The organism is Dehalococcoidia bacterium, assembly GCA_030648205.1.
GTDB lineage: Bacteria > Chloroflexota > Dehalococcoidia > JAUSIH01 > JAUSIH01 > JAUSIH01.
The window spans coordinates 1-14811 of sequence record JAUSIH010000055.1; the positions used below are offsets into that span (position 1 = coordinate 1).

11 protein-coding genes and 2 pseudogenes are annotated in these 14811 nt (G+C 63.7%); 12 read left to right on the plus strand and 1 reads right to left on the minus strand.

Annotated features, from left to right (window positions below):
• Nucleotides 1-333 precede the first annotated feature (333 nt).
• The 10 genes and pseudogenes from Q7T26_07445 to Q7T26_07490 all read left to right on the plus strand — a co-directional run bounded on the left by Q7T26_07445 (nucleotide 334) and on the right by Q7T26_07490 (nucleotide 12130).
• Nucleotides 334-1305 (plus strand): P1 family peptidase, encoded by a 972-nt coding sequence (locus Q7T26_07445; GenBank protein MDO8531987.1) that lies wholly within the window; start codon nucleotides 334-336, stop codon nucleotides 1303-1305.
• Between the two features lie 101 nt (nucleotides 1306-1406).
• Nucleotides 1407-2618: an MFS transporter gene (locus Q7T26_07450; GenBank protein MDO8531988.1), complete on the plus strand. Its 1212-nt coding sequence runs from the start codon at nucleotides 1407-1409 to the stop codon at nucleotides 2616-2618.
• A 4-nt stretch (nucleotides 2619-2622) separates the two neighbouring features.
• A complete protein-coding gene (locus Q7T26_07455) occupies nucleotides 2623-3498 on the plus strand; it encodes a DUF2520 domain-containing protein (GenBank protein MDO8531989.1) in 876 nt (291 codons plus the stop codon).
• A gap of 37 nt (nucleotides 3499-3535) precedes the next feature.
• Nucleotides 3536-3874: pseudogene (locus Q7T26_07460) on the plus strand (aspartate 1-decarboxylase).
• A gap of 85 nt (nucleotides 3875-3959) precedes the next feature.
• Nucleotides 3960-4799: a 3-methyl-2-oxobutanoate hydroxymethyltransferase gene (gene panB / locus Q7T26_07465; protein ID MDO8531990.1), complete on the plus strand. Its 840-nt coding sequence runs from the start codon at nucleotides 3960-3962 to the stop codon at nucleotides 4797-4799.
• Nucleotides 4800-4808: 9 nt separating this feature from the next.
• Complete coding sequence (locus Q7T26_07470; protein ID MDO8531991.1) at nucleotides 4809-5303, plus strand: hypothetical protein; 495 nt, start codon at nucleotides 4809-4811, stop codon at nucleotides 5301-5303.
• A gap of 213 nt (nucleotides 5304-5516) precedes the next feature.
• Nucleotides 5517-6368, plus strand: a pseudogene (gene panC / locus Q7T26_07475) (pantoate--beta-alanine ligase).
• Nucleotides 6369-7975: 1607 nt separating this feature from the next.
• Nucleotides 7976-8929: an LLM class flavin-dependent oxidoreductase gene (locus Q7T26_07480; GenBank protein MDO8531992.1), complete on the plus strand. Its 954-nt coding sequence runs from the start codon at nucleotides 7976-7978 to the stop codon at nucleotides 8927-8929.
• A gap of 38 nt (nucleotides 8930-8967) precedes the next feature.
• Nucleotides 8968-10443: an MmgE/PrpD family protein gene (locus Q7T26_07485; protein ID MDO8531993.1), complete on the plus strand. Its 1476-nt coding sequence runs from the start codon at nucleotides 8968-8970 to the stop codon at nucleotides 10441-10443.
• Between the two features lie 916 nt (nucleotides 10444-11359).
• On the plus strand, nucleotides 11360-12130 hold the full coding sequence (locus Q7T26_07490; GenBank protein ID MDO8531994.1) for a DUF1829 domain-containing protein: 771 nt from the start codon (nucleotides 11360-11362) through the stop codon (nucleotides 12128-12130).
• Nucleotides 12131-12175: 45 nt separating this feature from the next.
• On the opposite strand, the gene Q7T26_07495 is transcribed toward Q7T26_07490, so the two are convergent.
• Nucleotides 12176-12388, minus strand: a complete 213-nt coding sequence (locus Q7T26_07495) for a helix-turn-helix transcriptional regulator (protein MDO8531995.1) — start codon at nucleotides 12386-12388, stop codon at nucleotides 12176-12178.
• A 132-nt stretch (nucleotides 12389-12520) separates the two neighbouring features.
• Between Q7T26_07495 and Q7T26_07500 the strand changes: the two genes are divergently transcribed.
• Both Q7T26_07500 and Q7T26_07505 read left to right on the plus strand, forming a co-directional pair.
• A complete protein-coding gene (locus Q7T26_07500; GenBank protein MDO8531996.1) occupies nucleotides 12521-13729 on the plus strand; it encodes a transposase in 1209 nt (402 codons plus the stop codon).
• Nucleotides 13730-13783: 54 nt separating this feature from the next.
• On the plus strand, nucleotides 13784-14811 hold a 1028-nt coding region (locus Q7T26_07505; protein MDO8531997.1), incomplete at its 3' end, for a DNA methyltransferase.

Sequence of the window (14811 nt, forward strand, 5' to 3'; positions counted from 1 at the left end):
TCCGCTGGAACCGTATCTACGAGACCGTGCGGCCGCACCAAGCCTTGGGCTACAAGACCCCAGACCAGTTCTACCAGGACTGGCTCAAAACGCACTCCCCGGGAAAGGAGGTCTTGTCCGATATGTCCTGACCCAGTACAACGACTTGCATACACTCTCGACGGGTGGTATAGTGGGGATGCTGCTGACCGGTACGCGGCGGCAAGCGGGATTTCGTAACATTGGCGACCAGCTAAGGCAGTCCCTGGCGCTCGGATCCGGCGCGACCGAGACGGCAGGCCGAAGCTCACCGCTCCTGCATGCCCTCTCGTGTGTGTCGAGAGGGTTTTTTTATTGTCTGGCTCGATCACTGACATCCCCGGCATCGCGGTGGGCCACTGGACGGACCGCAAGGCGGCCACCGGCTGCACCGTCGTCCTGTGCGAGGCGGGCGCCGTGGGGGGCGTGGATGTGCGCGGCTCCGCTCCGGGGACGCGGGAAACCGACCTGCTCCGGCCCATGAACCTGGTGCAGAGCGTCCACGCGATCCTGCTTAGCGGCGGCAGCGCCTATGGCCTGGACGCGGCGGCGGGCGTCATGCGCTACCTTGAAGAGAAGGGCATCGGTTTTGAGACGCGGGTCGCGCGGGTGCCCATCGTTCCGGCGGCTGTCCTCTTTGACCTGGGCATTGGCCGCTCCGACGTCCGGCCCGGCCCACGGCAAGGCTACTTGGCCTGCCAGGCCGCCCTCGCCGAGGACGTGGCCGAAGGCAGCGTCGGCGCGGGGACGGGCGCCACGGTGGGTAAGGCGCTGGGGCTGGCGCGCGCGGTCAAGGGCGGCATCGGCGTAGCGAGCCGACGTGTCCGGCGCGGCCCGGTGGTGGGCGCGCTGGTGGCCGTGAACGCCTACGGCGACGTCGTGGACGAGGCGACGGGCCGGATCATCGCCGGCCCGCGTAAGCTGCGGGGACGCGGCTATTTGAGCACGGTGGAGCTGCTGGCCTCCGGCCCTTCCGCGGAAGGGGGGCCTCTGCCCGCGAACACCACGCTGGGCGTGGTGGCGACGGACGCGCGATTGACCAAGGAGCAGGCGAACAAGCTGGCCCAGATGGCGCACGACGGGCTGGCGCGGGCCGTCCGGCCGGCGCACACCATGGTGGACGGCGACGTCATCTTCGCGCTGGCGACGGGCGGGTACGCGGGCGCGGCGGACGTCTCGGCGCTGGGCGCGCTGGCGGCGGAGGCCGTCGCGGAGGCTATCGTGCGCGCGGTGCGGCTGGCGACCCCCGTGGCGGGCATCCCGGCGGCAGAGAAGATGCGGCAGTAACAAGTGCCGCTCATGGTGAGCTTGTCGAACCAGAGCGGCACAGGCCATGCACCGCTCACCCTGAGCTTGTCGAAGGGGTGAGCGGACAGGACAGGAAGCACATGGACGCAACAGAGCGGCGCATCATCGGCTACACGGCGGGGGCGCATTACCTGAGCCACGCCTTAGAGCTGACGTTCGCCGCCGTGCTGGTCCTGGTGGGGATGGAGTACGGCGTCGGCCCTGCGATGCTGGGCGCCATGGCGAACGCCTTCGCCCTCGCCTTTGGCGCGACGGCGCTGCCCGCGGGCCTGCTGGCCGACCGCATCGGCTCGCGGAGACTCTTCGTCATCTGCCTGCTCTCCTCCGCCGTCGCGGCGGCGCTGGTGGCCGCCTCATCGTCGCTGCCCGTGCTGACAGGCGCGCTGGTGCTGCTGGGCCTCACCGCGGGCCTGTACCACCCGGCGGGCCTCTCGCTCATTGCGCGGGCAACCCGCGCGCGGGGCATCGCCCTGGGGTACCACGGCGTGGCGGGCAACCTGGGAGTCGCACTGACGCCCTTCATCGCGGGCGGGATAGGCGCACTGCTGGGCTGGCGCGCCGCCTACCTGTTCGCGGGCGGCCTGTCGCTGGCGCTGGCCTTCGTCGTCCACTTCTCCGGCATCGGTGAAGGCGAGGCGCCCGCCGCCGAGAAATCCGCCGCTCCGGCGAACGCGGGCGGCAACGGGCGCTCGCTGGTCACGCCGCTCGTCGTCATCTTCGGCGCGAACTTCCTGACGGGCTTCATCTACCGGGGGTCGGTCACGTTCCTGCCCAAGCACATTCTGGAGAACGGCCACCTGGGCCTTTTCAACATGGACCCGGTGGCGGCGGCCGGCTCGTTCACCACCATCGCCCTGCTGTTCGGCGTGGTGGGCCAGTACCTGGGCGGACACCTGGCCCACCGCTTCCGGCTGGAGCGCATAGCGGTCATCATGGCCTTCGCCATCGTCCCGCCTCTGCTCCTGATGGGCGTCGCATCGGGCGGACTGCTGGTGGCCGCCGCCGCGGCGTTCGCCTTCTTCAACTTCATGGGCCAGCCCACATTCAACAGCCTGGTGGCGGAGTTCACACCGCGACGTCTCCAGGGACGAAGCTACGGCATTTATTTCTTCTGCTCCTTCGGCATCGGCTCTTTCGCGGCGGGCGTCTCCGGACTCATCGCGGAGCGGTTCGGCCTGCCGTGGATTTTCTTCGCGCTGGCGGGCGTCGGCGTCTTGCTGGTGTTGCTGACGCTCTACCTGCTGGGCCTGACAAGCGCCCTCAGAGCGAAACAGACGGCGGCGGCGGCGTAGTCGTATGAACAGAAAGACACGCACGGGGTTCGTGGGCGCGGGGACCGTCGGGACGGCCCTGGCGCTGGCGCTTCACCGCGCGGGCTACCGAGTCGTGGCCGTCAGCAGCCAGACGCGCGCCTCCGCGGAGCGCATGGCCGCGCGCGTGCCCGGCTGCCGGGCGCTGGCGGACGCGCAGGCCGTCGCCGACGCCGCGGAGCTGGTGTTCATCACGACACCGGACGACGCCATCGCGCGGGTGGCGGCGGGCGTGCGCTGGCGCAAGGGGCAGGCCGTCGTCCACTGCAGCGGCGCGCTGAGCGCCGGGGCGCTGTCCGGAGCGGCGTCGCGGGGCGCGCGCGTGGGCGCGTTCCACCCGCTCCAGACCTTCGCCGGAGTGGCCGACGCCGACGCGCTGCGCGGCATTACGTTCGCGGTGGAGGCCGCGCAGCCGCTGCTGGGCGCGCTCACGACGATGGCGCGGGCGATGGGTGGCAGGTGCATCACGCTGGAGCCGGACGACCGGGTGTTGTATCATATGGGCGCCGCGTTCGCGTCGAATTACGTCGTGACGGTGGCCGCCCTGGCGACGCGACTGTGGGGCCACGCGCGCATCCCTTCGGACGAGGCGCTGCGCGCCCTGCTGCCGCTGCTGCGCGGTACGGTACGCAATCTGGAGGACAAAGGGTTGCCCCACGCCCTGACGGGGCCGATCGCTCGCGGGGACATGGGGACGCTCAGTAAACATATAGCCGCCCTGGAGAGCAGGGCGCCGGAGGTGATGGAGGCCTATCGAACACTGGCCATGGAGACGATCCCTATCGCGCTGGCGAAGGGAAGCATAAGCCCGGCGCGCGCGCAGAAGATGCGGGCGATGCTGCGGCAGGGTACGGCATCCTAGACCACGGAAAGCGGCGTGACCGCTTTCGATGGAGGACATTATGCGAACTATCCTCAAGAGCAAAATACACCGGGCCACGGTGACCGACGCGAACATCGGGTACGAGGGCAGCATCTCAGTGGACCCGGACCTTCTGGACGCGGCAGACATCCTGCCTTACGAAAAGGTGTGGGTGCTGGACGTGGACAACGGGTCGCGTCTCACCACCTACGCCATCGAGGGCGAGCGCGGCTCCGGCGACATGTGCGTCAACGGCGCCGCGGCCCGGCTGGTCCACAAAGGCGACACGGTGATCGTCCTCACGTACGAGACGGTGGACGACGAGAAGGCGCGCAAGGCGCGGCCCCGCATGGTGTACGTGGACCGCATGAATCGAATAGCGCACACCAAGAACATAGACGACCGCTAGCCAACCGCGCCCCGACTCTTCCCTGGAAGGGCGGGGACGAAAGGAGACTGCAATGCGTCTCACTATCAGTCACGTCAAGGAAATGAAGCAGCGCGGCGAGAAAATCCCCATGCTCACCGCGTACGACTACCCCACAGCCCGGCTACTGGACGCGGCGGGCATTCCTCTCCTCCTCGTCGGAGACAGCCTGGGCATGGTCGTCCTGGGCTACGACTCGACGGTGCCCGTGACGATAGACGACATGCTGCACCACGTCAAAGCGGTGGTGCGCGGCAGCCAGCGCGCCCTGGTCGTCGGCGACATGCCTTTCATGAGCTACCAGGCCAGCACGGACGAAGCGCTGCGCAACGCCGGTCGGTTCCTGAAGGAGGGCGGCTGCCAGACGGTCAAGCTCGAAGGCGGAGAGCGCGTCGCCGAGACGGTCCGGCGCATCGTGGAGTCGGGCATCCCCGTCATGGGGCACATCGGCCTGACGCCGCAGTCGGTCAACCAGCTCGGCGGGTACAAGGTGCAGGGCAAGACGCCGCGCGCCGCGGTGCAGCTCATCCACGACGCCCACGCGCTGGAGCAGGCGGGCTGCTTCGCGCTGGTGCTGGAGTCGGTGCCCACCCCGCTGGCGAAGGCCATCACGCATCGCCTGACCATCCCCACCATCGGCATCGGCGCGGGGCCGCACTGCGACGGGCAGGTCCAGGTCATCAGCGATATGCTGGGGCTGTTCACGGACTTCGTTCCCAAGCACACAAAGCAGTACGTCCGCCTGGCGGACATCATCCAGAAGGCCGTCGCCGAGTACGCGTCCGAGGTCCGCTCCGGGGCGTTCCCAACCCTCAAGGAAAGCTACGCCATGGACGAGAGCGTCGTCCAGGAGCTTTTGGCCAGCGCATCGTAGGAGACGAGTATGGCCGGGGAGGGGCCTCCGACGGACGGCAACACCGCCGCGCGCATCGCCGCCCGCGGCGACTGGCAGGTGGGCGTCGCGTACGCCCGCCGCCGTCGCTACAAGGACGTGGGCGATCTGCTCACCGTGGTCGCGTACGTGTTCCGTCGCGGGAGCCGTGAGGCCACGCTCAGCACCACGGACTTCGTGGCCCTGGACGCCAAACGCGGCATCCGCTACGCCGCGCTGGCGGAGAGCGACGCCGATGTCGTGGACAAGTTCCGCGACCTCATGAACGTGCAGGACAAGAACAAGCGCTGGCAGTCGCTTTACCTGCGGACGCCCGGCGGCGCCGAAGGCCCCACGCCCAGCCAGGGGAGCGGCGCGCTTGCCCCCGGCGTTCGGGCCATTACCGCCCTGTGGTTCATGGTGCCGAGCGACGTGACGAAACTGGTACTGCACTTCGGGCCGGCGGACGTCTCCGTCGCCATTCACGAGCCGGACAGCGCCACGTAGCGTGCCCTGCTCATGGTTCGACAAGCTCACCACGAGCGGGCATATGCCCCGTCATTCCGAGTCCTTTAGCGAAGGACGAGGAATCTCCTCGCGGGGATGCCCTGCGGAGGAGACCCCTCGCTCCGCTCGGGGTGACACAACACGCCACTCGCCCTGAGCCGGTTGTTGGGCGGGCGGTTGTGCTAGAATCGTCGCGCAAGGAGTCCAGACACCGTGCGCGTCTATAAGACCACCGCCGCGTTCCGGGCCGCGCGCCGCAAGCTCACCGGCACGCTCGGCTTCGTTCCCACCATGGGCTATCTCCACGAGGGCCACATGGAGTTGGTGCGCCGCGCCCGCGCCGAGAACGACGCCGTCGCGGTCTCCATCTTCGTCAACCCCACGCAGTTCGGCCCCAGCGATGACCTCTCGCGCTACCCGCGCGACCTGCAACGAGACATGTCCATGCTGCGCAAGGAGCGCGTGGACGTGCTCTTCACCACGACGCCGGAGGAGATGTACCCGCCCGGCTACGACACGTGGGTGGAGGTCAGGGGCGTCACGGACAGGCTGGAGGGCGAGGTCCGGCCCGGCCATTTCCGGGGCGTCGCGACCGTCGTCTGCAAGCTGTTCAACATCGTGCGGCCCACGCGCGCCTACTTCGGCCAGAAGGACGCCCAGCAGTGCGTCGTCGTGCGCAAGATGGCGCGCGATCTGGACATGGACCTCGACGTCGTCATCGTGCCGACGGTGCGGGAGCCGGACGGCCTCGCCATGAGCAGCCGCAACGTGTACTTGGCCGAGGCGCGGGAGCGCCAGGCCGCGCTCTGCCTGTACAACGCCCTGTCGCTGGCGCAGTCCATGTATGCGCAGGGCGAACGCGACGCCGCGTCCATCCGCCGCGCCATGACGGAGCTGATTCAGCGCGAGCCGCTGGCCCGCCTCGACTACGTGAGCGTGGCGCACCCGAACACGCTGGCGGAGCTGGAGCGCGTCGAGAGCGCGGCGCTGGCGAGCCTGGCGGTGCGCATCGGCGACAAGGTGCGGCTGATAGACAACGCGCTGCTCGGCCCGGGCCAGGGGAAAAAGGGCAAGGGCCGGCAGAAGCCGTCGCGGAAGCTGTCCACCTTCCAGATCAACGACCTGGGCGCGCGCTTCGTCGTCGCGGAGCTGACCGCGCGCGGGCTTGTGGCGGTGCCCACCAGCCGCCGGACGGCGGGCGCGGACGTCGTCGTGCGCGACCCTTCCGTGGAAGGGGCGGAGGCGTACCTGAAGGTCAAGGCGTCGCTGAAGTCGCCGCGCCTGTGGCCGGTCGCCTCGGCGGAGCGGTGCCTGAAGGGGCCGGGCACGTACTACGTCTTCCTGCGGCGGCCATCGGGGCGTGATACGTTCGAGGCGTTTCTGAAGACGGGCGACGAGGTAGCGCGGGAGGTTGCCGAGGGCGTCCTTCCACGGAAGGACAAGCTCGGGGGCAAGCCGTTCATGCACTGGGCGCTGCCCGCCGACGAGGACGCGGTGAAGGCGCTGCGCGAGAGGTGGGGGACGTGGCGACCGGGGAAGGCGTGACGCGCGGGCGGGTATAATTGGCGACCATGAGCTGGTGTGGTGTCCCCGAGGTTTGTCGTAGCGTCATTGCGAGGACTCCGGCTTGCCGGAGGACGAAGCAATCTGGAGGATGGGTGCGCCCCGCCGCCAGATTGCCACGGCCCTTCTCCGTCGGGCCTCGCAATGACAATTCGTGAGCGGGGTGTAATACATGCATCCGCTGGATGGGCCACGAGCCAAGGTTGAGCGAGCAAAGAGCCAACTCAAAGCCTTGCATCGTACCTCGCAAGCCCTCTTTGAACAATACCCCTATTGTGGAGTCAAAGCCGAGTTCGACAGGAAGGCTGGCTACTACAACGTTCGCGCCCAAGGTGGACCTCCCGCACTTCCCGATGAGTGGAGTGTGGTAATCGGGGAGATTGCACACGATCTTCGCTCCGCGGTGGACGGTCTTGCTTGGCAACTCGCCCTGCTTAATACACCCAAGCCCTATGATCGCACTGCCTTCCCAATATGCCGCGTCGGATATGGGAAACGTCCGAGAAAAGGTCGTCCTGGGAAAGTGCACAGGCCGTTTTGGGTTAAGGTAAAGTTCCCCAAAGGCGCCTCTACGCAGTTCATGCCCGTGGAAGACGTCAGTCGCAGTATTGACAAGAAATTCTGGACACGCATTGAGGCTTTTCAGCCATGCAAAAGACGGAATGGAGGTCGGCGTAGCCCTCTTTTTCTTCTTGAAGAGTTGAGCAACACCGACAAGCACCGCCTCATTACTGTGATGACTGTTCGCATCGATGGTTCCACATTTGCAGGATTTGTAGGGGGCGATTCCAAGTTCCCACGCGGGGTGCGTCTGTATCCCCACGCGGTAGTCGCCCGTGTCCGACCCCTACCGCCCAGCGGCGTTCCCCTTGCTGACTTCCGTGACGGCAAGTTGATGATCAGAGTGGAGCACGAGGTGCAGGTGAATTACCGTATCACTCCGAGCCTACACTTTGGCGACAGTTGCGACGCTGTAAAGGGACTCCCAGTCATCCGAACGCTTAAGAGCATGATGGACGACGTTTCTCGTATCATCGAATCGTTTGCCCCTGACTTGAACCCTTGATACCCTGTGCACTATCCCCACTCTCCACAAAAAGGATAGCTACATGAATCAAACTGCCCTCAAAGTCGGCGTCGGGCTGGGCGCGTGGCCGTTCGGTGAGCGCAGCGCGGACGCGCTCTGGCGCTTCGTGGACCGCGCCGAGGCCCTCGGCATTGACTCCCTCTGGCTCAGCGACCGCCTCGTCGGCGCGGGGCTGACGCTGGAGCCGCTCACCGTGCTCGCCGCCGTCGCGGGGCGCACAAAGCGCATGCTGTTCGGCACCAGCGTCCTCGTCCTGCCGCTGCGCAACCCCGTGCTGCTCGCCAAGGAGCTGGCGACGCTCGACTTCATCTCCGGCGGGCGCTGCCTGCTCGCCGTCGGCGTGGGCCAGGAGGACGACAAAAGCTTCGACGCCGTGGGCGTGCCCCTCAGCGAGCGCGGGCGCCGCGCGGACGAGGCCATCGTCCTCATGCGGCGACTATGGACGGAGGAGCGCGTCACCTTCAAGGGCATGTTCTATCAGGTGACAGACATCGCGCTCCAGCCGAAGCCCGCGCGGGAGTCGGGGCCGCCCATCTGGATTGGCGGACGGAGCCAAGCCGCGCTGCGCCGCGTCGGGCGGCTCGGCGACGGCTGGCTGGCCGCGCAGGTCACGCCGGAGGAGTACGGCCCGGCGGTGGAGGCCATCCGCGTCGCCGCGCGTGAGCCGGGCCGACAGGTGCCGGACGACCACTATGGCGTCATCGTCAACTACTGCGTCGCGCCGACGGCGGAGGAGGCGGAGCGCCTGGCCGCGCCCTACGTGGCGAGGCGTCGCAGCGACATCCCGCTGCGCTCCGTGGCCGGACTGGGGCCTGTCGCCGACGTGCGGGCGTTGCTGCGCCGCTACCTGGCTGCCGGGGCCAGCAAGTTCGTGCTGCGGCCCGTCTGCCCGCCGGTCATGGTCATGGAGCAGCTCGACATCCTGGGCCGCGACATCGCCCCCCAAGTCGAGGCGCTCTCCTATCCGGCCCAATAGGGGCCTCGCGGGACAACAACTGTAGCAGGGAGGGATACATGGCTGACGTTGCATCACGCTGGTACGGCCCGGACGAGCACGAGCCCACGATGGCGCTCTGCGAGCACCTCGCGCGCGCCACGTATGACGACATTCCCGACGAGTCGCGGGCGTACGCCACACGCTCCATCATGGACTCGTTCGGCATCGCGCTTGCGGGAAGCGACTCGCCCTCTGTGCGGATGGCGCTGGGCCTGGTCCGCGACTGGGCGGGCAAGCCGGAGGCAAGGTTGCTCGTCACCGGAGAGCGCGTGCCCGCGCCGAACGCCGCGCTGGTTAACACGGCCATGGCGCGCGCCCGCCTGCTGGACGACATGGAGGAGGGCGTCGGCGACCATCCCACAGTCGCGCCGCTGCACGCCGCGGTGGCTGCCGCCGAGATGGCCGGCGGGTGCTCCGGCAAACAGCTCATCACCGCGGTGACCCTGGCGTCGGATTTGATCCTCCGCATACGCTACGCCCTGCACTCGGAGACCCGCGCGTTCGCGTGGTGCACCGAGTCCTTCGCGCCGCTGGCCGCCGCCGTGGCGGTGGGCAAGGTCTGGGGCTTCGACGCCAACGGGTTCGCCGACGCGCTGGGCATCGCCTACCAGCAACTCTCCAGCACGTGGCTCATGCACCAGGAGGGGGCCTCCATCCATCACCTGCAGCACGGCCTTGCCGCCCACAACGGACTGCTGTCCGCCCTGTTCGCGCGCGGGGGCATCAAGGGAACGCGCAACATGATCGAACGGGAGTACGGGATGATCCACGCCCTCGGCTCCACCGCGTACGATCGGAGCATTCTGCTGGACGAGCTGGGCAAGCACTACCGGAACGTGGACATTACGTTGAAGCGCTACCCTGCGGCGGGCTTCACCTGCTTCGCCATAGATGGCGTGCGCGAGCTACTGCGGCGCCACGCCCTCTCCGCCGCGGACGTGCAGTCGGCCACGGTCTACGTGAACGAGCGGGCCTATCTGCGGGCGTGCCAGCCGGAGGCCATCAAGCGACGCCCGCCCTCGCTGGTCCACGCCCAGATGAGCATCCCTTACACCGTCGCGGCCACCATCGTGCGCGGCGATTTCTTCCTGGACGAGCTCACGCCGGAGAGCCTGACCGACCCCGCGATCCTGAGCATGGCGGAGCGCGTCCGCTGCGTCGTGGACCCGGAGCTGGACAAGCTGAACACCGTCGTAGCGCCCTTGAAGCTGGAGCTGCACCTCACAAATGGGGAGACCCGCGGCATGCGCGTGGACTATCCTCGCGGACACGCGCGGAACCCCATGACGCTGGACGAAATCGCGGAGAAGTTCCGCCGCTGCGCCGGCTATGCGGAGCAACCTCTGGACCAGGCAAGCGTGGAGAAGGCCATCGCCGCGCTGCGCCGCCTTGAGGCCGTGTCCGACATACGGGATGTGATGTCGCTGCTGACGGTCAAACGCAAGAGGGCGGGGACGGCCCCGGCAAAGCGCAGGCGTACCGCCCGGAAGTAAACGTACCCAAGTCATTTCGACGCTCCGTTCGTGATTCCATGACGCAGACGCGGACTTCTGTCGAAAAGGGGAGTGCAGTCCTTCCGCGGAAGGACGCCGGGGGTCTGGGAGCGTCCCCCAGTGCCTTTTATCTCTTCCCCCCTCTCCGTCGAAGAGGGGGACACAGGGGTGAGGAGTTCACCCTGAGCCAAGCGAAGGGTTCCTTTGTCAAGGCATCCTACGGGGAGATTCCTCATCCTTCTCTGGAAGGACTCGGAATGACACCAGGCGCCCACACCCGCGACAGGGTGTTCAGAGGGAGTTCCCTCTGCCAGGGGCCTGGGGGTGTCCCAGCTTTGCACAGAAAGTGCCTCCTGCACAAAAAGTCACCACGCATATTATCCTAAAAATGAAGGCGGTACAAACTTTGTTATCAAGGGGCACATGTGCTATAGTAGCGCGCGATGCTTATCCAAACAGAAGCCGATTGGCTCTTTGCTGTACCCAAAGAGTTTGACGGGGCGCGCATCTACATACCAGGACCAGGCGGAAGAACAATAATGTCTGCACGATCCATAGCAACAAATCCGAACACGCGGAGAGAACGCTTCTACATGGACATAAATCGCGGCAGAAGAGCAACGGGGCAATACACGCTACAGCTTCGCTGTAGACATACAACCATATTAGTTCGCATTGACGTTGGTGGCCCTGGTCATCCAAATCCGGACAACGCTCCAACAGGGCGGCTTAGACCTCTCCAAGGGATTCCCATCCCGCCACCTCATCTTCACCGCTATGTGGAAGGGTTTGATGATGCTTGGGCCGAACCTCTTCCTCAGTCGTTCACCAACCCTAATGATCTAGTCGTCACTTGGCGAGAGTTTCTTTCGTTTTGCAATATCAGTGTAGTACCCAACGCGCAAGGAGGGTTACTATGACTGTTCTTGAGTGCAACGAATTAGTCACTCGCTATACTGAATGGCTTAGAAGCGGGGTGAGTGCACAAGCCACAGCTTCTGGGTGCTGCATAACCACGCCTTTTGTTGATAGACATCGTGACTTCCTTCAGATATATGTGGAAAGGTCGCCGTCTGGCAAAGTAACCCTATCCGATGATGGGTATATGATGCGCGACTTGAAGATAAGCGGTTTTGAGCTTGAAGGGGAACGCAGGGAAGATGCCGTAACTACAATCCTCCGTTCTTTTGGCGTCGAACTACGCGGTGATGAGTTAGCTGTGGAAGCAACGCCACAAAACTTTGCCCAAAAGAAGCACAACTTGATCCAAGCGATGCTTGCCGTTGGTGACTTGGTTAGTTTGGCCCAACCAACAATTGCAGCTTTGTTTATTGATGATGTAACGCGCTATCTTGAGGCCAATCAGGTTCGAGCCGCCCCCAAACTCAAAATAGTTGGCGAGAGTGGACTTGACCAATCTTTTGATTTTGTCATACCGCGCTCCAACGGCACCCCAGAGAGATTATTGAAAGCGGTAGCGACTCCCAACCGAGCGAATATCGTCGAGTTAATGTTTGCGTGGAGAGATGTCCGAAGCACCCGACTAGAAGGTACTGTTGCGTTTGCCATTATTAATGACCAGGAAAGAAAGATGAATCCTGAACTGACTGGCGCTTTGAACTCCTATGAAATTACGTCCGTATTGTGGAGTGAGCGAGAGCGCGTTGTCGAGCAATTCCGTAAGTAGCTACATCTAATTCACTCCAAATGCGGGCTATTTTACCCCGCTGTTCTAACCTTTCCCATACCGTCTTTGCTTTGGCACTCGCTTCCTCTTGTCAATCTGGTCTAGCAGGGCAAGGATCGCCTTCGCATTCGCGGGGTAGCGTTGCCCCGCCTTCCACTTCTCGGCGGCGCTCACAGTGACGCCCAGTTCATCCGCCAGGGCCGCGACTGTCCAGCCCCTAGCCTGTAGAGCGGCCATTGCCTTTTGCACGTCATTCATGCAGATATGATACCACACTCTGTGTGGTACTGTCAATAGCAAACTCGCTGGGAATTGGCCCCAAAACCACTTGACATTGCCACACGCTGTGTGGTATTGTAGGTACAGAACAAGTGAGACAAGGGGGCCAACATGGAAGACAGAGAGATTCGGGGCCTGCAACTAGCCGCCACAAAGAAGATTCGCAAGGGCAAGGACGGCTGGGTAGTCCCGTCTCAGACGGGCGACGGGACGTTCTATAATGTGAGTTTGGAACAGCAAAAGTGCTCCTGCCCCGACCACGAAACGCGGCAGGTCAAGTGCAAGCACATCTACGCTGTTGAATTCACGATACGGAGGGAAACCGACGCTAACGGGAACGTAACCACGACCAAGACAGTCCGAGTCACCTACGCTCAGAACTGGACGGCCTACAACGCCGCTCAGTCAGAGGAAAAGACGCAGTTCGCGGCCCTGTTGACCGATCTCTGCAAGACCGTCCCCCAACCGCCTCAGACGAACGGCAGGCCCCGCCTTCCAATGTCGGATATGGCCTTCGCTTGCACGTTCAAGGTCTATACGATGTTCTCCGCCCGGCGCTTCACAAGCGACCTAGAGGAAGCAAAGGCGGACGGCCTTATCGCCAAGCGGCCCCACTTCAACTCGGTCAGCAACTACTTGGCGAATCCGGCGCTCACGTCCGTCTTGAAGGAACTGATTACGGCTAGCAGCCTTCCGCTCAAAGCCATAGAGACTGACTTTGCCGTTGATTCGTCCGGCTTCGGGACCAGCCGCTTCGTCCGCTGGTACAACAAGAAGTACGGGCGGGAGATTGACAACCGCGAGTGGGTGAAGGTGCACCTTATGTGCGGGGTCAAGACGCACACAGTGACGGCAGCGGAGATCAGCGGATGGGCCGCGAATGACACAACCTACTTTGCCCCGCTAGTAGAGGAAACGGCCAAGCACTTCCAGATTGCAGAGGTATCAGCGGACAAGGCGTACTTGGGCCACAAGAACCTTGCAATCGTGGAAAGCCTGGGCGCGACGCCCTTCGTCCCCTTCAAGAGCAATACAGTGGCCGCGACGGGCGAGTCCGCATGGGCCAAGATGTACCACTACTACATGTTCAACCGCGATACCTTCCTTGCCCACTACCATAAGCGGTCGAACGTGGAAACGGTGTTCTCCATGATCAAGGGCAAGTTTGGGGACTCGGTGCGGAGCAAGGGGAACGTGGCCCAGGTCAACGAAGTGCTGTGCAAGGTGCTTTGCCACAACATCTGCGTTCTGGTACAGTCCATGCACGAGTTGGGGATTGCGCCAACGTTCGCCAGCCAGCCCCTTGCGGCCCTTGCCTAGCGGGGTATAATCCTAACGGGTACGCTATGACCGCGTGCCCGTTAGGGGGCTGCAATGGACAAACCAAACCACCTCTACTATGGCGACAACCTCGACGTACTCCGCAAATATATCAAAGACGAAACGGTTGACCTTATCTATCTTGACCCGCCCTTTAATAGCAATCAGAACTACAACGTCCTCTTTGCCGAGCAAGACGGTTCTCGGTCAGCGGCCCAAATTAAGGTGTTTAGCGATACCTGGCGTTGGGATATTTCGGCAGCGCAATCGTACAAGGACGTTGTAGAGGTAGGCGGCAAGGTCTCCCAAGCACTGCAAGGATTTCGCACATTATTGGGCGACAATGATATGCTGGCCTATCTATCCATGATGGCTCCTCGCCTGATTGAACTCCGTCGTGTGTTGCAACCCACTGGTAGCATTTACCTTCATTGCGATCCTGCTGCAAGCCATTATCTCAAAGTGTTGATGGATGCTGTATTCGGGCTAAAGAACTTCCGGCGAGAAATCATCTGGCGTAGTGGATGGGTATCTGGCTTCAAGACGCGGAGTGCTAACTGGACAAGGAACCACGATGTCCTTCTCTACTACGTCCGTGATGTCTCTAGTGACTTCACCTTCAACAAGGACTTAGCATATAAACCGCATGAGCCTGGCTATAAACGACGGGGGGGGGGCGAAAACCCAAAGGGTGTTGCCATTGATGATGTGTGGGATGAAGTCGCTCTTTACTCACCGTGGATTAAGAGCTTTTCCACTGAGAAGCTCGGTTACATGACACAGAAACCCCTAACGCTCTTGGAACGCATTATCAGTGTTAGCTCAAAGCCTGGGGGTACTGTGCTTGACCCATTTTGTGGGTGTGGTACAGCAATAGCGGCAGCCCAGAACTTAGGCCGCCAGTGGGTAGGCATTGACGTTACCCATCTCGCCATTACTCTGATAAAGCATCGGCTCGGCGGTGGCGCTTTTTACAAGACAATTGGAGAGCCGGTGTCATTGCCAGACGCCCAAGCCTTAGCGACGCAAGACCCCTATCAATTCCAGTGGTGGGCGTTAGGGCTTGTGGGGGCCAGGCCAGC